This window comes from Aeromonas sp. 1HA1, assembly GCF_029237385.1.
In the GTDB taxonomy this organism is placed as follows: Bacteria; Pseudomonadota; Gammaproteobacteria; order Enterobacterales; family Aeromonadaceae; genus Aeromonas; species Aeromonas popoffii.
This window is the reverse complement of record NZ_JAACGC010000020.1, coordinates 1-18,499: the sequence shown is the minus strand read 5'-3', so window position 1 is coordinate 18,499 and position 18,499 is coordinate 1. Positions and strand designations below refer to the sequence as shown.

The 18,499-nt window shown below is 60.6% G+C and carries 18 protein-coding genes; 8 read left to right on the top strand and 10 right to left on the bottom strand.

The window, feature by feature from the left end; translation table 11 throughout:
* Window positions 1–2: 2 nt before the first annotated feature.
* Together cydB and GWQ22_RS08670 are read right to left on the bottom strand one after the other, a co-directional pair.
* Window positions 3–1,142, bottom strand: coding sequence for a cytochrome d ubiquinol oxidase subunit II (gene cydB / locus GWQ22_RS08675; protein WP_275930054.1), 1,140 nt, complete (start codon window positions 1,140–1,142; stop codon window positions 3–5).
* Window positions 1,142–2,713, bottom strand: a complete 1,572-nt coding sequence (locus GWQ22_RS08670) for a cytochrome ubiquinol oxidase subunit I (protein ID WP_275930053.1) — start codon at window positions 2,711–2,713, stop codon at window positions 1,142–1,144. Before GWQ22_RS08670 ends, cydB begins: the two co-directional genes overlap by 1 nt.
* Window positions 2,714–2,835: 122 nt before the next feature.
* Here GWQ22_RS08670 and GWQ22_RS08665 point away from each other — a divergent pair, with 122 nt between their 5' ends.
* The gene (locus GWQ22_RS08665) at window positions 2,836–4,263 is read left to right on the top strand and encodes a PLP-dependent aminotransferase family protein (RefSeq protein WP_275930052.1); all 1,428 of its coding nucleotides are present in this window, start codon (window positions 2,836–2,838) and stop codon (window positions 4,261–4,263) included.
* Between the two features lie 147 nt (window positions 4,264–4,410).
* On the opposite strand, the gene GWQ22_RS08660 is transcribed toward GWQ22_RS08665, so the two are convergent.
* From GWQ22_RS08660 to GWQ22_RS08650, 3 genes are all read right to left on the bottom strand, one after another.
* Window positions 4,411–4,791, bottom strand: a complete 381-nt coding sequence (locus GWQ22_RS08660) for a DUF4354 family protein (RefSeq protein WP_275930051.1) — start codon at window positions 4,789–4,791, stop codon at window positions 4,411–4,413.
* A gap of 391 nt (window positions 4,792–5,182) precedes the next feature.
* Window positions 5,183–5,641: an N-acetyltransferase gene (locus tag GWQ22_RS08655; RefSeq protein WP_275930076.1), complete on the bottom strand. Its 459-nt coding sequence runs from the start codon at window positions 5,639–5,641 to the stop codon at window positions 5,183–5,185.
* Window positions 5,642–5,839: 198 nt separating this feature from the next.
* Entirely contained in the window at window positions 5,840–6,490 is a 651-nt protein-coding gene (locus tag GWQ22_RS08650) for a tellurite resistance TerB family protein (RefSeq protein ID WP_042034563.1), read from the bottom strand.
* A 202-nt stretch (window positions 6,491–6,692) separates the two neighbouring features.
* On the opposite strand from GWQ22_RS08650, the gene GWQ22_RS08645 reads away from it, so the two are divergent.
* Both GWQ22_RS08645 and rsmS read left to right on the top strand, forming a co-directional pair.
* Entirely contained in the window at window positions 6,693–7,163 is a 471-nt protein-coding gene (locus GWQ22_RS08645) for an acyl-CoA thioesterase (RefSeq protein WP_042034564.1), read from the top strand.
* 84 nt (window positions 7,164–7,247) lie between these two features.
* Window positions 7,248–7,403: a pleiotropic regulatory protein RsmS gene (gene rsmS / locus GWQ22_RS08640; RefSeq protein ID WP_084204560.1), complete on the top strand. Its 156-nt coding sequence runs from the start codon at window positions 7,248–7,250 to the stop codon at window positions 7,401–7,403.
* A gap of 74 nt (window positions 7,404–7,477) precedes the next feature.
* Here rsmS and GWQ22_RS08635 read toward each other — a convergent pair whose 3' ends face one another.
* Complete coding sequence (locus GWQ22_RS08635; protein ID WP_275930050.1) at window positions 7,478–7,645, bottom strand: hypothetical protein; 168 nt, start codon at window positions 7,643–7,645, stop codon at window positions 7,478–7,480.
* A gap of 106 nt (window positions 7,646–7,751) precedes the next feature.
* Between GWQ22_RS08635 and GWQ22_RS08630 the strand changes: the two genes are divergently transcribed.
* On the top strand, window positions 7,752–8,951 hold the full coding sequence (locus tag GWQ22_RS08630; RefSeq protein ID WP_275930049.1) for an MFS transporter: 1,200 nt from the start codon (window positions 7,752–7,754) through the stop codon (window positions 8,949–8,951).
* A 34-nt stretch (window positions 8,952–8,985) separates the two neighbouring features.
* On the opposite strand, the gene GWQ22_RS08625 is transcribed toward GWQ22_RS08630, so the two are convergent.
* Window positions 8,986–9,828: a LysR family transcriptional regulator gene (locus GWQ22_RS08625; RefSeq protein ID WP_275930048.1), complete on the bottom strand. Its 843-nt coding sequence runs from the start codon at window positions 9,826–9,828 to the stop codon at window positions 8,986–8,988.
* Window positions 9,829–10,004: 176 nt separating this feature from the next.
* Here GWQ22_RS08625 and GWQ22_RS08620 point away from each other — a divergent pair, with 176 nt between their 5' ends.
* Window positions 10,005–11,246, top strand: a complete 1,242-nt coding sequence (locus GWQ22_RS08620) for a cyanate transporter (protein WP_275930047.1) — start codon at window positions 10,005–10,007, stop codon at window positions 11,244–11,246.
* A 53-nt stretch (window positions 11,247–11,299) separates the two neighbouring features.
* On the opposite strand, the gene rluF is transcribed toward GWQ22_RS08620, so the two are convergent.
* The gene (gene rluF / locus GWQ22_RS08615; RefSeq protein ID WP_275930046.1) at window positions 11,300–12,334 is read right to left on the bottom strand and encodes a 23S rRNA pseudouridine(2604) synthase RluF; all 1,035 of its coding nucleotides are present in this window, start codon (window positions 12,332–12,334) and stop codon (window positions 11,300–11,302) included.
* Window positions 12,324–12,446: a hypothetical protein gene (locus GWQ22_RS08610; protein WP_258224700.1), complete on the bottom strand. Its 123-nt coding sequence runs from the start codon at window positions 12,444–12,446 to the stop codon at window positions 12,324–12,326. The genes rluF and GWQ22_RS08610 overlap by 11 nt, the downstream gene beginning before the upstream one ends.
* A 557-nt stretch (window positions 12,447–13,003) precedes the next feature.
* Here GWQ22_RS08610 and gdhA point away from each other — a divergent pair.
* Window positions 13,004–14,350 (top strand): NADP-specific glutamate dehydrogenase, encoded by a 1,347-nt coding sequence (gene gdhA, locus GWQ22_RS08605; RefSeq protein WP_275930045.1) that lies wholly within the window; start codon window positions 13,004–13,006, stop codon window positions 14,348–14,350.
* 208 nt (window positions 14,351–14,558) lie between these two features.
* Window positions 14,559–16,148, top strand: coding sequence for an alpha/beta hydrolase (locus GWQ22_RS08600; protein ID WP_275930044.1), 1,590 nt, complete (start codon window positions 14,559–14,561; stop codon window positions 16,146–16,148).
* Between the two features lie 140 nt (window positions 16,149–16,288).
* Here GWQ22_RS08600 and GWQ22_RS08595 read toward each other — a convergent pair whose 3' ends face one another.
* Window positions 16,289–16,657 carry a VOC family protein gene (locus tag GWQ22_RS08595; protein ID WP_275930043.1) on the bottom strand — a complete coding sequence of 123 codons (369 nt, stop codon included), beginning with the start codon at window positions 16,655–16,657 and terminating at the stop codon, window positions 16,289–16,291.
* 428 nt (window positions 16,658–17,085) lie between these two features.
* Between GWQ22_RS08595 and GWQ22_RS08590 the strand changes: the two genes are divergently transcribed.
* A partial coding sequence (locus tag GWQ22_RS08590) for a DEAD/DEAH box helicase family protein (RefSeq protein WP_275930042.1) occupies window positions 17,086–18,499 on the top strand: 1,414 nt, incomplete at its 3' end.

Sequence of the window (18,499 nt, the reverse complement as noted above, 5' to 3'; positions counted from 1 at the left end):
GGTCAGTAGAGTTGATGGCTGTCGCGCTTGATGCGGGCGCGGTCGAGCTTGCCGCGCACCACCCGGTAGACCCAGCCGGTGTAGCCGAGGTTGATGGGCATCAGCACCAGCACGATCCCGAACATGATGGCCAGGGTCTTGTAGCTGGAGGTGCCATCCCACAGGGTCAGGCTGCTGGCCGCATCGAGGGATGAGGGCAGCACAAAGGGGAACAGGGCGATGGCCACCGAGCAAAGCATGGCGGCGCAAGCCAGCCCGCTCGCCAGCAGCGCAATCCGTCCCCGCTCCAGCCAGGCGGCGATGCCGCTTGCCAGCGGCGCCAGTGCCCCGACAAGCGGCACCAGCCACAGCAGCGGGTAGTCGACGTAGTTGCCAAGCCAGCCGCTGGCCTGGGGGATCACCCCCTTCATCAGCGGGCTGATGGCGGCATTGGGATCAAAGGGCTGGCCCGCCAGGCCAGTCAGCTGATAGCCGGGCAAGTCGAGCAGATGCCAGCCGGCCAGCAGGTAGCAGAGGGTCACCAGCGGGGCCAGCAGGATGGCGAGACCACGGGCACGCAGCGCAGGGGTCCCCTCCACCTTGGCTTGCAGGAAACTGGCGCCGTGCAGCAGCAACAGAGTGATGGCGGTGGCGAGCACCGAGAGCAGCCAGCCCCAGTGGACATTGAACGCGCCGTAGTGCAGCCGCAGTGCGCTGTCGAAGCGAAACGGCAGCCCCTGCATCACCAGCGCGATGGCGGCGGCGAGCACCAGGGTCGGCACCAGGCCACCGGCCACCAGGGCTCTGTCCCACCAGCGGCGCCACACAGGGTCGGCCAACTTGCTGCGATAGTCAAAGCCGACCGGACGCAAGAAGAGGCCGAACAGCAGGAACATGAAGGGCACATAGAGCGCGGAGAAGGCGGCGGCATAGACCAGCGGCCAGGCGGCGAACAGGACACCAGCCCCGGCAATCAGCCACACCTGATTGCCCTCCCATACCGGCCCCACACTGTTGATCACCAGTCGCCGGTCTTCATCATCCTTCGAGACCACCGGCAGCAGCATGGCGATGCCCAGATCGAAGCCATCCATCACGATAAAGCCGACCATCATGAAGAGCACCAGCCCCCACCAGATGAGTTTCAGGGTTGCGTAATCCATCAGGCGATCCTCGCAAGTTCGGGTTGTTCACCAGCGTAACGGCCGGTATGAAGCATGGCGGGCCCCTTGCGGATCACATGGCACAGCAGGAACAGCTCCACCACCAGCAACAGGGTATAGATAGAACAGATGGCGATCAGGCTGAACCAGAGCTGGCCCGGCTGTAGCAAAGAGACCGAGGCCGACACCGGCAGCACGTCGCTGATGGTCCAGGGCTGACGACCGAACTCGGCCACCAGCCAACCCGCTTCGATGGCTATCCAGGGCAACGGAATGCTCCAGATCAATGTCTTGAGCAGGCGTGGTGAGCTCTGCAGGCGGTTGCGGCAGAGCTGGACAAAGCTCACCACGAACAGCCCCAGCATCAGCATCCCCAGCCCGACCATGATGCGAAAACCCCAGAACAGTGGCGCAACGTGCGGCACTGAGTCCTCCACCGCCCTGGCGATCTCCGCCTCACCGGCCTTGGCGATATTGCTGGCATAGGGGGTGAGCAGCAGCCCGTAACCGAGATCCTTGCCGTGCCGCTCGAACAGCGCACGGTTCTCGGCCGAATCGTCGCCCGCACGGATCTGCTCGAGTGCCCCGGCCGCCAGCATGCCGCTGCGGATGCGCGCCTCGTGCTGCACCTTGAGATCCTTGATGCCGGTCACCGTCTCATCGAGGGAGCGGGTGGCGATGATCCCCATCAGATACGGGATCTTGATGGCGGCATGAGTTGTCTCGGCGTCCTGATCCGGGAAGCCGAACAGGGTGAATGACGCAGGCGCGGGTTCAGTCTCCCACTCCGCCTCGATGGCGGCGAGTTTGACCTTCTGCACCTCGCCGGTACGGTAGCCCGACTCATCCCCCAGCACGATGACGCAGAGGATGGCCGCCAGCCCGAAGCCGGAGGCAATGGCGAAGGATCGCAGGGCAAAGCGTACCTCCATGCGGCGCAGCAGATACCAGCTGCTCACCCCCATCACGAACAGGGAGGCCGCCACGTAACCCGCCGCCACCGTGTGGACGAACTTCACCTGAGCCACCGGGTTGAGCAGCACGGCGGCGATATCCACCAGTTCCATGCGCTGGGTCACCAGGTTGAACTCGGCGCCGACCGGGTTCTGCATCCAGCCGTTGCCGATCAGGATCCAGAGCGCGGAGAGGTTGGAGCCGAGCGCCACCAGCATGGTCACCAGCAGGTGCTGACCGCGGGAGAGCTTGTCCCAGCCGAAGAAGAAGAGACCCACCAGCGTCGATTCGAGGAAGAAGGCCATCAGCCCCTCGATGGCCAGCGGGGTACCGAAGATGTCCCCCACATACTGGGAGTAATAGGCCCAGTTGGTGCCGAACTGGAACTCCAGGGTAATACCTGTGGTCACCCCCATGACGAAGTTGATGCCAAACAGCTTGCCCCAGAAACGGGTGATGTCCTGATAGATCACCTTGCCGGTCATCACATAGGCCGACTCTGCGATCACAAGGATCCAGGACAGCCCCAGCGTAAGGGGCACAAACAGGAAGTGGAACATGGCCGTGGCGCCAAATTGCAGGCGCGACAAGCTGACCACGTCATCCGGATTGATCATGCGTCACTCTCTTTTGTTGTATTTGTCTTGCACGTTTTGTGCGAGACAAGTACACCACGGAGCATGACACCTATAACAGATGCAGTTATAGTCAATTACACCTATAACAGTTGCGTCATCCCATGTCCCTCTACCGCCAGCTGGCCGACCGTTTGCAACACCAGATAGATACCGGTATCTGGCAACCGGGAGAGCGCATCCCCTCCATTCGCCAGAGCTGCAAGACCCACGGTCTCAGCCCCATGACGGTGCTACAGGCCTATCAGTTGCTGGAGAGCCAGGGGCGGATCCTCGCCCGCCCCCAGTCCGGCTACTACGTCAAGGCCGCCCCCTCCCGCCAGCAATCCGCGACCCAGAGTGAGCCCCACTACAGCGGCTCGGTAGACATCAACGATCTGGTGTTCGAGGTCCTGCAGGCGAGCAAATCGCGGGAATTGGTGCCCCTTGGCATGTCGGTGGCCGATCCGACCCTGTTCCCCCATCCCCAACTCGGGCGGGCACTGGCCAGCTGCATGCGCAAACTCGATCCCTTCAGCACTGTGGCCGACCTTCCCCCCGGCAACGAGGCGCTGCGCCGTGCCATCGCCCAACGCTACGCCAGCGACGGGCTGGCGGTCGACCCGCAGGAGATCATCATCACCACTGGGGCCATGGAGGCGCTCTCCCTCAGCCTGCAGGTGCTGACCGAGCCGGGTGACTGGGTGGTGGTGGAGTCCCCCACCTTCTACGGTGCCCTGCAGGCCATAGAGCGGCTGAAGCTGAAAGCGGTGGAGATCCCGGTGATCCCGGGGGTGGGTATCGATCTGGCGCTGCTGGCCGAGGCGCTGGCCGAGCGTCCCATCAGGGCCTGCTGGCTGATGGGCAATGTGCAGCACCCGCTGGGCCACTCCATGCCTGATGAACACAAACGCGGGCTGATGCAGTTGCTCAACACCCACGGCGTCGCACTGGTGGAGGACGACGTCTATGCCGAGATCTATGTTGGCCGCGAGCGGCCCAGGCCCATCAAGTATTGGGATGCACGCGGCGATAGCCTGCTCTGCAGCTCGTTTTCAAAGTGCCTGGCACCGGGCTTTCGGGTCGGCTGGGTGGTGGCGGGGCCCCATGCCGAACGCATCCAGCGGCTGCAACTGATGTCGACCCTCTCCACCAATGTGCCAAGCCAACTGGCACTGGCCCAGATGCTGCTCAACGGCGGCGTGGATGCCCACTTTCGCCGTCTGCGCCACACCCTGGCACAGCGCCAGCAGCAGATGCGGGCGGCCCTGCTGCGCCTCTTCCCGGATGAGGTGCGCATCTCCTCCCCCGATGGCGGCTACTTCCTCTGGCTGGAGTTTGACACCCGCCTCGACAGCCGCGCCCTGCACGCCAAGGCCCTTGCCAGTGGTTTTTCAGTGGCCCCCGGCGCGCTTTTTTCCAGCCAGGGGCAACACAACCACTGCCTGCGTCTCAACAGCTCCCATCCCTGGAGCCCGCAGCTGGAGGCCGCCCTGATCAAACTGGCCGGGCTTATCGACGCCACACTTAAGCAAAGCTCTTCGTATGAATAAGCGTCACTTTCCGTGGCATATGAAATATTTGGAAAATGCGCTTAACGTATGCGTATAAAAAACGGCATAAACCTTAATCACGATTTAATCTTCCCAACCAGTCGCGTATGCGACTGGCATTCCAACATCATAAGTTGAGGGTGAAGTTTAATGACAGTTATCAGATATTTTTACCAGTGCAGCGTTAAGGATAGCATCATTATTATCAGCAAATACTGCAATCCCTTTTACCATATTACCATTTTTCAGAACACCTGAAGAAAGGGCTTCATCAACGGTGTCTAACTTGAACTCCTGATTATTTTTGGCGTATGCTTTCAAGCAAGTTTTTGATAAGTCGATGTCATTGCCAGATAGCTTTGCCAAAGCAATTTCAAAGGTTTTTGTGTAAGCATCTTTGGTTCCTATCGACATTGAGCCTTGCGATTTTTCTGTTGCATATACGGCGATGTCCCCAACCGTTGAGGCGTTTGCAGCGAAACCTGAACCAGCCAGTACCAATGCTGTCGCGATAATAGAAATCTTCATCTCAATCCCCCAATAAAAGAACAAACAATACAGAAGTAAAACCAATCCGGTTTCTGACAAGGAAAGCATAAAGGTAACTAGCCAATATTACCTTGCACAGTGGTTGATTTTAGTTAGCAGCGTCTACGATATGCACAGTGCATTTTAAACGCATGATCACACCTGCCACAAGTAAAGAGTCGAATTACATTCCCTTACAACCACATAAATTGTTACAAAATGTTCCAGCCCTGCATTACAATTTCATTTGTTCATTAAAACCAGCACAGTTAGATATTATTATGCCACTCAATATCGGCAACGTATAACCAGAGCCCGGCAGAACATGACTCACCAGAAAAAGCAAACAACAGAGGCCCGTAACGGGCCTCTGTGTGGGAGATAACGCGACTTATCTGGCCATGATCTGTGACTGTACCTTGAACCCTAATGTTTCATAAAGCGACTTGGCTCTCTCATTGAAGGACATGACTTCCAACCGGATCTGACAGGCATCACGGGCCTTGGCCCAGTCGTCGCAATGGGCAATCAAGGCCTTGCCTATGCCTCGGGATCTGTGGTGTTCGTCAACCACCACTGAGCCGATACGGCAGATGGGAAGTCTGGTGAGAAAGGGGATGGCTTCATTGATGTCGATTCTGGCGGTCAGAAAACCCACCACCTCGGCATCCAGCACGGCGACACAAAACAGTCGCCCTTCGCTGCCGATGGCATTGAGCAGAAAATCCCGCTCCTGCGGTGATGGCGGACAAAACACCTCGGGGGCATGTTCAAAGTGGATCAAGCCTATCTGCCGATTCAGCTCGAGAATGGCGTCGATATCCTGCCCGGTTGCCGTGCGTATCTCCAACATGTGCTCCTTGCTCTGGTGCTTGCTAACAGGTGGGCACGTCCATCCTCTTTGGGATGGGCGAAAAGCCCATCATTATGGGAGTCAGCGGCAATTGCAAGGGTCAATCGTATCCACTCGTGGCCGAGTGTGAGCCTCACAGCGGGCAACAATAACGCCCCGTGACGGGGCGTTATGACCATTCCCGCTACCACAGCGTCAGCTCGGGGATCCCAGCTGGGCCACCTGCCGCTCGATACTCCCCTTAAGGTTGTCATCGAGTTTCAAGGCCCGTGCCAGCTCATCCAGATAGCCGCGCTCCATGAAGTGATCCACATCGATGGCGAGCAGGGAGGCGAGGTAGACCTCGGTGGCCTGCTCCATGTCGGTCACCTCCCGGGCCAGCGCCTGCGGATCGAGGGGGCGGGCCAGCTCGGCGTCAATCCAGCGCGCCGCATCGCTTTGGCCCTGCTCGGTCAGGTAATCCTGGACCTTCTGGCGCTCGGCCGCGTCGATGTGGCCGTCGGCCCGAGCCGCCGCCACCATGGCGCGCACCAGCAGGGTGGCGCGCGCATCCAGCGCCTGCCCCTGCAGGGTATCGAGGGGCTGGGTGGGTTGCGTGGCTCCGCTCTGCTGGGCCTGCCAATCCTGATAAAGCTTGTAGGCGAGGCCACCGAGGGCCGCCGCCCCGCCTACCGCCGCCACCTTGCCGCCATACTTGCGCACCTTCTTGTTGCCAAGCAGCAAGGCCATGGCACCGGCGGCCAGGCCGCCCTGCGCCATGCCCTTCATCTGCGACTTGCGGCTGTCGCCGCCTTCGTTGAGCCAGCCTTTGCCAGCGCCCAACAACTGATCCAGCATCTGTTTCATCATGACTCCTCGCAATGGAATCCCCATGCTCGCGCCACGTTTATGAACCAAGAGTGAACGCCTGCCCAATATCGCACCGGGTCCTGTGCATCTTGTCCTTATTCACGGTATACCTGACATACATGCGGTCCTGCTTCTCGGGCCAGCCAGGGCGCCGGTAAGCCCACCGGCCCCGCAACTATTGTCAGGAAAAGGAGAGTGTATGACCCCACCCCGCGAACTGACCCTGCAGTTTCTGGCCGAGCCCGCCGACGTCAACTTCGGCGGCAAGGTACACGGCGGCATGGTGATGAAGTGGATAGATCAGGCGGGTTACGCCTGCGCCGCCGGCTGGTGCAGCGGCTATGCGGTCACTGTCTACGTGGGGGGCATTCGCTTTCTGCGCCCCATCCAGATAGGCCAGTTGGTGGAGGTTCACGCCCAGGTGATCCACACCGGCACCACCAGCATGCACCTGGCAGTGGATGTCTACAGCCGCCATCCGGCCAGCCGGGAGCGCCACAAGACCACCCACTGCATCATCATCTTCGTGGCCATGGACGAAACAGGCACACCGACCCCTGTGCCCCAGTGGCAACCGGTGAGCGAGAGTGATCGGCAGTTGCAGCTCTACGCCAAAAAGTTGATGGCCCTGCGCGAGGAGATCGACAAGGAGATGCGCCAGCACCTCTGAGCCCTGCATCACCCGTGACACAGAGCCGGTCCCTATCCGGGTGCGGCTCTGTATAATGGCATTTTCCCCATTACGGAGTCTGTCATGTCACTGGAAAATGCCCCGCCCGAGGTCAAGCTCGCGGTGGATCTTATCGAGCTGCTGGAAACCAACCGGATCGATCCGGCACTTGCCCTGGCGGCGCTGGCCATCGTCGCCGAGGACTATCAACGCAAGCTGAAAGAAGGCAAGGATCACTGAGCACGGCAGCACTGCCGCCCCACACAGCAAGTGCCATAGCAGATCCTATCCGTTTCGAAACCGAGCGAGCATGCCTATGGCGTCATCTGCGGCGTGAGTGCCACGGAATGCGAATATATCTGTGCGGTGGACGTCGCTGCGCTGGCGGTGCGGCCCAAGACGTCGAGCGCGATGGCGCAGCCTTTGACCCCGACACAGGCCACGACGAGGGCGAGCTCCGGCTCGCCGTGCTGCCAGGCCATGGGCCGAGTCCCCGCTGACCGCCGGGCAAGACTTAAACCAGATGGGGAGCTGACTCGGCCTGCGGGCAGTGCAAAGATATGGCCCCCTCATTGCCCGAGCGTTGTTATGGATAACCAGGATTGCATCGATCAGGCCGGTCTCTGGAGCCTCTCCGCCCGCATCATGACGCTGGCCTGCCTCATCGTATTTATGGCCCAGATGGCTACCACCGTTTATCTCCCCTCCCTGCCCGTTGTGATGACGGATCTCGCCATAACCCGCCTGGAGGCTGAACTCTCTATCTCCTTGTTCGTTATTGGGGCCGCCCTACCGTTGTTGTTTTGGGGCGCGGCCGCCGATCGCTACGGCCGTCGGCTGCCCCTCGCCCTATCACTGCTGCTGTTTGTCGGCCTCAGCCTGCTGCTGGCTACCACCAGCCAAGGGCCGCTGCTGCTGATCCTGCGAACACTGCAAGGGGTGGCCGCCGGGGGGGCCACCATCATTGCCCGCATTCTGGTGCGGGATCACTGGCAGGGAGATGAGCTGGCGCGCCGCCTCTCGGTACTCTCCATCGCCTTCATCACGGCTCTCGGCGGTGGTCAGTGGATAGGCGGTATCATCAGCCGTTATGCCCACTGGCAGTTGGGATTCGTACTGATGGCCGGGGTCGGTGTTCTGGCACTGGCGCTGATGAACAGCCTGCCGCTGCAAGGCCCCAATCCAGCAGCAACAGGCGGTGGCATGTGGTCACGTTATACCAGCCTGCTGCGTCGCCCCGGTTTTCTCTGGCCAGCCTTCGCTGGCGGGCTCGGCTTTGCCATCACGGTCACCCTGCAAGAGGTAAGCCCCTTCGTGCTACAACAAGGATTCGGGCTTGAGGTCACCACCTTCGGAACCCTGGGGTTACTCATCGGGGTCGCCTATTTTGCTGGTGCCATGACGGTTAACAGGCGGGTCGCCCGCGTGGGTAGCCGCCAACTGATGCATCAGGGGGCCGCCCTCATTCTGTTGGCCGCGGGCGGGATGTTGTTACTCTGGACTTTGGGCGCATTGCAGGGCAGCAGCGGACTGGTGGCCATGATGGCTTGCTACTGCCTCATCATCTTCGGTCAGGCGGTGCTCTTTCCCAACAGCATGGCGCTGGCAGTGAGTGATGGCAGGGAGCACGGCGCCTACGCCATGGCCCTGTGCGGTTTCTTGCAACAGAGCGTGGCTGGGGTTGCTGCCGCCGGAGCGACTCTGATAAGCCATCACGGAGCCTGGGCCCCGCTCATTTTCACTCTGGCCATCATCACCCTGCTCATCGTGAAGGGCAAGGTGCGCTAGCGCTTGACTCGACCCGCTCACGCACTCATTCACTTTACTGCGGCCCCATCACCTCGTCACAAAGGGCGATCAGGGCTGCGCTCAAGCGGGTCAGTGGCTCGCCCCCACTCGCCCCGGCATGCAGCGCCAGCTCTACCGGATTGATCTTGGGCCAGTGCGACAGGGTCACCTGATCCGGTTGCAACAGCCGTTTGGGCAGCAAGCTCACTCCGATCCCCGCACTCACGGCCCCCTGCAAACTGGCGAGACTGGCGCTGACATAGGCGATGCGCCAACGCCGCCCCTGTCCATCGAGCGCCTCGGTGATCTGCCGCCGATAGAGGCCTTCGCTCGGGAACACCACCAGCGGCAAAGGGTCACGCTCGCTGGCGGGCCAGTCGCGACTGTCGACCCAGGCCAGGGGTTCACGCCAGCTGGCAAGGGGGGCGCCTTGCCCACGCGCCTGCTTGACCAGCGCCAAGTCCAGATCACCGGCCTCGAAGTGCTGCCAGATCTCGTGGCTCAGGCCGCTGTGCACCTCCAGTCGCACCTCGGGATAGTCGCGGGCAAAGGCTGCCAACACCGGGGCCATGGCGCCGGCGGCAAAGTCTTCCGGTACTCCCAGACTCAGTTGCAGGCTCCCTTCGGTCACCTGCTCCTCGGCCTGTGCCAGCAGCGCCAGAATGCGGCGGGCCAGCCCCAGCAATTTTTCGCCCTCCGCCGTCGCCACCACCTGGCGGCCAGCGCGGTCCAGCAGCGGGCAGCCGAGCTGCTGCTCAAGGCGGCGGATCTGCTGGCTGATGGTGGATTGGGTCAGGTGCACCCGCTCACCGGCGCGGGTGAAGCTGCCGGTGTCGATAATGGCGACAAAACTGCGCAGTAACAGGGGATCCAGCATGGGGCACTCCATTTACAAAACCACTGAATGTCATTCTATCATTTAATTTCCAAATGACTTTCAACCCCGCTAGGCTGGCGTTTTTTCCCCCTTTGACGGTGTTCTGCCATGTTCAGCCCCGATGCTTCTGCTTCCCGAATGCTCCCCGTTTCCCTCTGCGCCGAGGGCGATGCCTGATGAATCAACGAAATACGGATCAACACCCAGGCCACACCGCCCTGCTGGTGCTGGTGATCCTGATTGGCCTCAACCTGCGCCCCTTCCTCACCGCCATCGGCCCCTTGAGCCGCGACATTGCCGACACGCTGGCGCTGGGCATGGATACCCTGGCCTGGCTCACCCTGCTGCCGCTCTGGCTGATCGGAATTGGTGTGCTGCTCACCCCGAGCCTGCGTCGGCGCGCCAGCCCGCGCCAACTGCTGGGAACCGCCCTCTTGCTGCTGGGGATGGGCAACGCCATGCGCTTTGATGCCCAGAGCGGCGCCCTGCTGATCGCCAGCGCGGCGCTCTGCGGCCTGGGCTCGGCACTGGTGCAAGGCGTGCTGCCCGGCCTTATCAAGCAGACCTTCACCCACAAGGTGCCGCTGGTGATGGGGATCTTCTCCGCCTGCATGATGGGGGGCGGGGCGCTGGGGGCCAGTCTCACCCCGCAACTGGCGGCCAGCCTCGACTGGTCACGGGCACTGGCGCTGTGGAGTCTGCCGGTGCTGCTGGCCATGGTCTGGCTTATCTGGCGGGTACGCCTGCCAAGCGCCGCTGCGGTCGCGATTCCCCACGGCGAGCAGCGCCTGATTGCCCTGCCCCGCAGCTGGCTGCTGATCGGCTGCTTTGGCATCATCAACAGCGGTTACGGCATCGTCGTCGCCTGGCTGGCCCCCGCCTACATGGCGCAAGGGTGGAGCCCAGCGCAGGCGGGCGAGCTGGTGGCCTGGCTGGCACTGGCGCAGACCGCCAGCGGCCTCGGCCTGCCACTGCTGGCCGCCCGCAACACAGACCGGCGCCCCTGGATGGGGTTGGCGATCACCATGCAGCTGGCCGGTTTTGGCGGCCTCTGGCTCGCCCCTGCCAGCGCCCCCACCCTCTGGTGCATGCTTTGTGGCGCAGGGCTTGGCGGCAGTTTTTCGCTGATCATGGTGATTGCGCTGGATCACCTGCCCGACCCGCGCCGCGCCGGCACCTTGAGTGCCCTGATGCAGGGGTTCGGCTTTATGCTGGCGGCGACCGGCCCCTGGGTGGCCGCCCGCCTCTATCACCTGAGTGGCGACTTCGCGGCCGCCTGGCAGTGGCAGCTGGGGGGATTGGTTCTGATGAGCCTGCTGGTGCTGCGCCTGGATCCGCGCGGCTATGCCAAGGTAATGAGGTTGCCCGCACCTGCGGCCATGGGCAGCAGTACGGCCCAACGCAACACACCGGCCTGAGGCCGGTGTGTTGGGGATAGCAAGAAGAGGCTGACGCCGCTCAGGGTGGCACCTTAGCGCCCCTTCTTCTGCCGGCCGGACTGAGCGGTGCGCGGCTTGCCTGCGGCCGGTTTGCTGCCCTTGTTGGGGGCGCCTTTACCCGCACTGCCTTTGCCTGCGCCGCCTTTGTTGGCAGCCCCTTTCCCCGCGCCGACCTTGCCAACCGGGATCTTCTTCTCGAAGGCCTCCGGGCCCGGCACGTTGGGGCGACCACCTATCTCGTGGTCATCATCCCGGCGCGGCTTCTTGCCCTGCGCCGCTTTGCCGCTTTGCGTGGCCGGGGCCTTGGCTACCTTGGGCTTGTCGCCTTTGGCCGGTTTCACCTCGGAGGAGGAGTCCTCAATCAGCTTGAACAACTCGATCAGCTCGTCGTCAGTGAGATCGCGCCACTCGCCCACCGGCAGCCCCTTGAGGCTGACGTTCATGATGCGGATGCGCTCAAGCTTGGTCACTTCAAAACCGAAGTGCTCGCACATGCGGCGGATCTGGCGGTTAAGCCCCTGCACCAGCGTGATGCGAAACACGAACGGCGCCTCTTTCTTCACCTTGCACTTCTTGGTGACGGCCCCGAGGATCGGCACCCCGGCCCCCATCCCCTTGATAAACTCGTCGGTCACCGGCTTGTCGACGGTCACCAGGTACTCTTTCTCGTGATCGTTGCCCGCCCGCAGTATCTTGTTGACCAGATCGCCGTGGTTGGTCAGAAAGATGAGACCCTGCGAATCCTTGTCGAGCCGCCCGATGGGGAAGATGCGGGTGCTGTGGTTGACGAAGTCGACGATGTTGTCCTTCTCGCCCGCCTCCGTGGTGGAGACGATGCCCACCGGCTTGTTGAGCACGATAAAGACCAGGCTGTCGGCTTCCCGCGCCTCGATCACCTGACCGTTCACCTTGACCAGATCCCCGGCAAACACCTGATCGCCGATCCCGGCCCGCTTGCCATTGATAAAAACCTGGCCCTGCTCGATGAAGCGGTCGGCTTCACGGCGCGAGCAGATGCCGCTCTCGCTGATGTATTTGTTCAGGCGCATGGATTCATCAGCCAGCATGGGTCACCTGCCACAGGCTGATAGCCCCATCCAGTTGTGCGGTTGCGGGTTCCGGCCAAGCCGGGGAGGCTGTCTGCTGCATCAGCCGATTCACTACGTCAAAGTTCTGCATATCATTCCATCTTCAAAAAGGCCAAGGCCAGCTTAACCATCAAAAAACGCCGCTACAGTAGCATATTGCCCCGTCCAGCACGCCGGATACTTGCCATTCACGGCGACGCGCCGCCCCAAAATGTGCGGGGCGTCATGCCATGATGAGAGCGCACCGCTGGCGCATTGCTCAGCCCCTCACACGACAAGGGCAGGATGGGGCGAAGAGAAAGGTAAAAATGACGACCCGAGCGAGACAGAAGATCCCCACGCTTTCACCCTGAAAACATTCACGCCATATGCAATCGGCTTGCGCCTGCGCCACACAGCACCAATAACCACTTGCTATTTATTAACTTAAAATGCATAAAAAGATTTTCGTTGTCGCACATTATCTTACTGCAGCCATTCCGGTTTTCTGTGACTTTCGGCGGCCAACACAACAATCGTTGGCAAACCAGACACAAACCCACGTTTTTGTCCGTATTCATCCCCAACACAAATCATAAATTTGGATGCACGGCATGGTTTTTTTCTCTGGCAAGAGGCCCATTTCATCATTCACTACAGGAGTTACAGATGAGTCATTCCCTATCCCAGACGGATTTTCTGGCCCAGGTGGCCAGCCGCAACCCCCACCAGCCCGAGTTCATTCAGGCGGTGAGCGAGGTGGTCGCCTCCATCTGGCCCTATGTGGCACGCCACCCCCGTTATTTGCAGCATGGTCTGCTGGAGCGGCTGGTGGAGCCGGAGCGGCTGATCCAGTTTCGGGTCAGCTGGGTCGACGACAAGGGTCAGGTACAGGTCAATCGCGGCTACCGCATCCAGCACAACTCGGCCATAGGCCCCTTCAAGGGCGGCATGCGCTTTCACCCCTCGGTGGATCTCTCGGTACTGAAATTTCTCGCCTTCGAGCAGACCTTCAAGAACGCCCTCACCACCCTGCCCATGGGTGGCGGCAAGGGCGGCAGTGATTTTGACCCCAAGGGCAAAAGCGAGGGGGAGGTGATGCGCTTCTGTCAGGCGCTGATGCTGGAGCTCTATCGCCATCTGGGGGCCAACACCGACGTGCCTGCCGGCGACATCGGGGTGGGTGGGCGTGAGGTGAGCTACATGGCGGGCATGATGAAGAAGCTCACCAACAGCGCCGAGTGCGTCTTCACCGGCAAGGGGCTCTCCTTTGGTGGCAGCCTCATCCGCCCCGAGGCCACCGGCTACGGCCTGCTCTATTTCGTTGAAGCCATGCTGGCCCATCGCGATCAGTCGCTGGCGGGGATGACGGTGTCTGTGTCGGGCTCCGGCAACGTGGCCCAATACGCTATCGAAAAGGCGATGGCGCTCGGTGCCCGCGTGATCACCGCCTCCGACTCCGGTGGCACCGTCCATGATCCGGATGGTTTCACCCCCGAGAAGCTGGCCAGGCTGATGGAGATCAAGAACGAACAGCGCCAGCGGGTTGCCGATTATGCCAACGAACTGGGGCTGGAGTTTTTGAGCGGCCGCACGCCCTGGCACCTGCCCACCCAGATCGCCCTGCCCTGCGCCACCCAGAACGAATTGGGGGAAGAGGACGCCAGACAACTGGTGGCCAGCGGCCTGCAACTGGTGGCCGAGGGCGCCAACATGCCAAGCAGCGCCGCTGCCATCAAGGTATTCCACGAGGCGAAAGTGCTGTTTGCCCCCGGCAAGGCAGCCAATGCGGGGGGCGTCGCCACCTCGGGGCTGGAGATGAGCCAGAATGCCCAGCGCCTCCCCTGGAGCCGGGAAGAGGTGGACGCTCGTCTCAGGGAGATCATGACCAGCATACACGCCACCTGTGTCCGATTCGGACAAGATGGTGAGGGCCATGTGAACTACGAGAGTGGCGCCAATATCGCCGGCTTCGTCAAGGTGGCCGATGCCATGCTGGCGCAGGGGGTCTGCTAGCCCAGTTCGGCGACCAGGCTCAACACACCACGCGGCAGCCCGGGGCTGCCGCGTTTTTCATGGCCTTGTCACCGCTCGCTTCATCTGTACTTATCACCTTGTTTCTATTAGAATTTAGACAATATCCAAGCATTAAAATCGCTACACTCATCCCGGCAGCCCAGCCCAACCGGTGCCGCCCCCCTCTTTCCTCGCCAAGGACAGTTCTATGCTGGCTCGTACCCGTCGTCTCATTCGACGCTCTCTTCTGACCCTCTTGCTCATATTGCTGGCCGCTTGGGCGCTGATCGCCTACTTCGCCTGGCAGGCTGCGCCGCTGCAGCTGTGGCATACCTTTATTCCCCCCGAGCTCAGTGCCGACGAACTGGATAACAGCGACTGGCAAGCCTATCTGACCCGCGAGCAGCAGTTGATCGATCTGGTGGAACAGGAGGTGGTCGCCAAGACGCCGCCGGAGCAACAGCTGGCGGGCAATCGCTACTTTCAGAACGCCCCCATCAATCCCGCCCATTTTCGCGATAACTGGAACCGATCCTACCTGCTGCGCCCGGATGGCGAGGTGAAGGGGGTGGCCGTGTTCCTGCACGGCCTGACCGACTCCCCTTATAGTCTTCGCCACGTGGCCCAGCGTTATCGCGAGCAGGGCTTCATCGCCCTGGGCCTCCGTATTCCGGGCCACGGCACCGTGCCCGCCGGGTTGGTCAACATCGAGTGGGAAACCTGGCTGGCGGCGACCCGACTGGCCGTGCGCGAGGCCAGAGTGCTGGCCCCGGGCAAGTTGCCGCTGCATCTGGTGGGCTTTTCCAACGGCGGCGCGCTGGCGGTGAAATACGCGCTGGATGCGCTGGAAGACAAGACAGGCACATTGACAAGGCCGGATCAGCTGGTGCTCATCTCCCCCATGATTGGGGTGACCCGCTTTGCCCGCTTCGCCGGCCTGAAGGCGGTGCCCGCCCTGTTGCCCGCCTTTGCCAACGCGGCCTGGCTCGGCATCATGCCGGAGTTTAATCCGTTCAAATACAACTCCTTCCCGGTCAACGGGGCACGCCAATCCTTCCGGCTGACCCACGCCATCCAGCAGCAGGTGCGCCAGCTGGCAGCCAGTGGCGAGCTGGCGGCATTTCCCCCGGCCCTCACCTTCCAGTCTGTCATCGACTACACCGTCAGCACCCGCTCCATCATCGCCGATCTCTACCACTTCCTGCCGGCCAACGGTAGCGAACTGGTGCTGTTCGACATTAATCGCGGCTCTGTCTTCGGCCCCCTGATGAGCAGCGCCTCCGAGCTGGCCCTGAGTCACCTGCTGCCGAGTCAGCCCCAGCGCTACACGCTGACAGTGGTGGGCAACAAGGCGACGTCCCGTATACAGACGCAGGCCAGCACCCTGGCGGCGGGCGGCGGGTCACAGCAGATCCAGCCCCTTGGCATCGACTATCCCAAGGATATCTTCTCCCTCTCCCACGTGGCCCTGCCCTTCCCCATGGACGATCCCCTCTATGGCATGGCGCCACGCCCCGAGCAGATGAACCAGTACGGCATCAATCTGGGCGGCCTGGCCCTGCGCGGGGAACTCGGGGTGCTGATCGTCAATCCAGGCTCCCTCACCCGCACCTCTTCCAACCCTTTCTATCCCTATTTGCAAGAGAGGGTGATGGAGACGCTGACGGCGCCGGCCCAGCCCCCGTCTGCGGCAGTGGAGCTGGCGGCACCGGTCGGCAACGATCGCAGCGATGCCGACTATCGGGCCGACATAGACGCGTTTTTGGATGAAGCGGACGCACCGGACTGGCCCTTTTAGGGCGGTCAGCAGGACCTAACGCGCGAACCGTCAGCGGAGGGGGTCGTCCCCCCTCCGGTGACGACTGCTGACGATAGGGTCTGAGGGACGCAAACGGTGGAACGACCCCATCATCTCCCGGCAGGGCTCAGGTCACGCCATCAGGGATAGCGGCTGATCTCGATAAGATTCTGATCCGGATCCAGACAGTAGACGGATTCGATGGGCCCGCAGGCGCCGCGCTTGGTGACGGGCCCTTCCACTATCTCGACCCCGTGACAGTGAAGCTGGGTGATGACCTGTTCCAGCGGCCAGCGGGTGATAAGGCAAAGATCCCCCGCCCCCACCTGCGCCCGGTTACGCGGCTCCTGCCCCGGCAGTTGCAGATTGATCTTCTGGTTGCCAAAGCGCAGCGCCCGACGCCCCGCACCAAAGGTGATGGCCTCCATATTGAGCACAGCGCTGTAAAACGCCACGGCCCGCTCTATGTCGCTGACCGTCAATACCAGATGGTCGATATGGCTGATCATGGTTCCTCCTGGTTGCTGTGGTGATGCAACCTCATCATACCCCCTTGCCAGAGGGATCTGTGCCAAGGCGCGCAAAGCGCCCATCAGGTGTTACCTGCTCAGGCAAGCCTTTATCCGCCATCAGATCACAGGATCGGGACACAGGCTTGCTCGCGCTGGGACAGCAAGGTTTCATCCTGCCGGGTCAGGCCATCGCAAAGCTTGTGCAACAGGGCTGACGCCTTGGCCGTGCACCGGCTAAAGCGCCGCACCGCTGACTCATAAGGGCGACAGACACCCGGCTGCTGGATCTGCCACTGCCGGGCTGTATCACCGAAAACCGGGGCGATTTTCAAACGAGTAACAGACGACAACAGCTTACTGATTTGGTTGGAAAAAATGATACTCTTCTCGCCACCCTCATGTACAACGTTCAAGGCCAGTGTACGATGCAACAATGCGGTATTTATGAACAACTCATTACTCAACTGCTGACATCTCGACTCGACCGCGAGCGCTTTTACGTAGGGGAACGCCAGCTTGAACCTGCCGAAGCGGCAGTCTGGTTATCACGATTTCTGAGCCGGGTTTTGGAATATGCGGTGGGTTCGGTCACTGGAGAAGATCAGCTGCAACGGCAAATTGAACTGGCTAACCAGTTATTGCTTTGGCTAAAGGATCGCACCCAAGACCCAGACTTTATTGGCGAGAACCTCATCGATAGTCAGGGGAAAATCCTGACGGCGCTCTACCAGTTGGATAACCCCATCTCAGCCAATTTAAAGCAATATGCCGAAGATGTTTTCCCTCTGACCGGTCTAACGCAAAGTGAGCTGTTCTGCGGTAGCAATGCTGGCTTATCGATGGAGTCAGAGATTAAACGGGAAATATTATCGGCAGATAGCATCTGCTGGTTGGTCTCATTTATCAAATGGGCAGGTATCCGGATTTTCCGTCATGAGCTGGAGGAGTTCACCCGCAGCGGCCGCCAATTAAAAGTGATTACCACCTCTTACATGGGGGCAACCGACGCCAAGGCGGTCGAATTTTTAGCCAGCCTGCCCAACACCGAAGTCAAACTCAGCTATAACACCCAGCGCGAGCGGTTGCATGCCAAAAGTTATCTCTTTTGCCGAAATACCGGCTTTCATACAGGCTATATAGGTTCATCCAACCTTTCTCATTCTGCCCTCACCAGTGGCTTGGAGTGGAACCTAAAAATCACCTCGCAAGAGATCCCTCATATTATCGAGAAATCCCTGAGTACCTTTGAAACCTATTGGGAATCCGATGATTTTGAGCTGTTTGATGGCAAGCTCGAAAGCCGTACAAAATTACAGCATGCGCTGCAAGAGGCCCGTGGGGATGGTGACAAAAATAGTCCTGCCTATTTCTTTGATATCACGCCGTTTCCCCATCAACAGGAGATCCTTGAGCAATTGGCGATGGAGCGCGCTTTACATCAGCGCTTTCGTAACTTGGTGGTAGCGGCCACCGGGACGGGCAAGACCCTGATCTCCGCCTTTGATTTTGCCCGTTTTCTGAAAACCAAACCCGACGCCAAGTTCCTGTTTGTCGCCCATAAAGAGGAGATCTTGCGCCAAGCATTGGCCTCTTACCGCGGTGTGCTCAAGCAATCCAATTTTGGTGAACTCTTGGTCGGTGGCGCCCTGCCAACCCACTACCATCAACTGTTTGCCTCGGTGCAATCCTTGAATAACCAACTGGCTACGTTGCGCCTGACTCTTATACACAAATATTGTGAACTGATTGGCACTTTTCCCGATTTCCAGGATCTGATCTCCTATGTGACTCCCGAACATGGTAACGATCATGCTAACTTTTGCTCTTCATCGTGCGGCC

What these genes read in the sequence shown, in the direction of transcription:
- GWQ22_RS08625 (WP_275930048.1), bottom strand. Translation starts at nt 9,828, where the DNA reads ATGCTGGATCCCCTGTTACTGCGCAGTTTTGTCGCCATTATCGACACC.
- GWQ22_RS08600 (WP_275930044.1), top strand. Translation starts at nt 14,559, where the DNA reads ATGCTGGCTCGTACCCGTCGTCTCATTCGACGCTCTCTTCTGACCCTC.
- cydB (WP_275930054.1), bottom strand. Translation starts at nt 1,142, where the DNA reads ATGGATTACGCAACCCTGAAACTCATCTGGTGGGGGCTGGTGCTCTTC.
- rluF (WP_275930046.1), bottom strand. Translation starts at nt 12,334, where the DNA reads ATGCTGGCTGATGAATCCATGCGCCTGAACAAATACATCAGCGAGAGC.
- GWQ22_RS08670 (WP_275930053.1), bottom strand. Translation starts at nt 2,713, where the DNA reads ATGATCAATCCGGATGACGTGGTCAGCTTGTCGCGCCTGCAATTTGGC.
- GWQ22_RS08620 (WP_275930047.1), top strand. Translation starts at nt 10,005, where the DNA reads ATGAATCAACGAAATACGGATCAACACCCAGGCCACACCGCCCTGCTG.
- GWQ22_RS08650 (WP_042034563.1), bottom strand. Translation starts at nt 6,490, where the DNA reads ATGAAACAGATGCTGGATCAGTTGTTGGGCGCTGGCAAAGGCTGGCTC.
- GWQ22_RS08660 (WP_275930051.1), bottom strand. Translation starts at nt 4,791, where the DNA reads ATGAAGATTTCTATTATCGCGACAGCATTGGTACTGGCTGGTTCAGGT.
- GWQ22_RS08645 (WP_042034564.1), top strand. Translation starts at nt 6,693, where the DNA reads ATGACCCCACCCCGCGAACTGACCCTGCAGTTTCTGGCCGAGCCCGCC.
- GWQ22_RS08635 (WP_275930050.1), bottom strand. Translation starts at nt 7,645, where the DNA reads ATGGCCTGGCAGCACGGCGAGCCGGAGCTCGCCCTCGTCGTGGCCTGT.
- GWQ22_RS08630 (WP_275930049.1), top strand. Translation starts at nt 7,752, where the DNA reads ATGGATAACCAGGATTGCATCGATCAGGCCGGTCTCTGGAGCCTCTCC.
- GWQ22_RS08610 (WP_258224700.1), bottom strand. Translation starts at nt 12,446, where the DNA reads ATGCAGAACTTTGACGTAGTGAATCGGCTGATGCAGCAGACAGCCTCC.
- gdhA (WP_275930045.1), top strand. Translation starts at nt 13,004, where the DNA reads ATGAGTCATTCCCTATCCCAGACGGATTTTCTGGCCCAGGTGGCCAGC.
- GWQ22_RS08595 (WP_275930043.1), bottom strand. Translation starts at nt 16,657, where the DNA reads ATGATCAGCCATATCGACCATCTGGTATTGACGGTCAGCGACATAGAG.
- GWQ22_RS08665 (WP_275930052.1), top strand. Translation starts at nt 2,836, where the DNA reads ATGTCCCTCTACCGCCAGCTGGCCGACCGTTTGCAACACCAGATAGAT.
- rsmS (WP_084204560.1), top strand. Translation starts at nt 7,248, where the DNA reads ATGTCACTGGAAAATGCCCCGCCCGAGGTCAAGCTCGCGGTGGATCTT.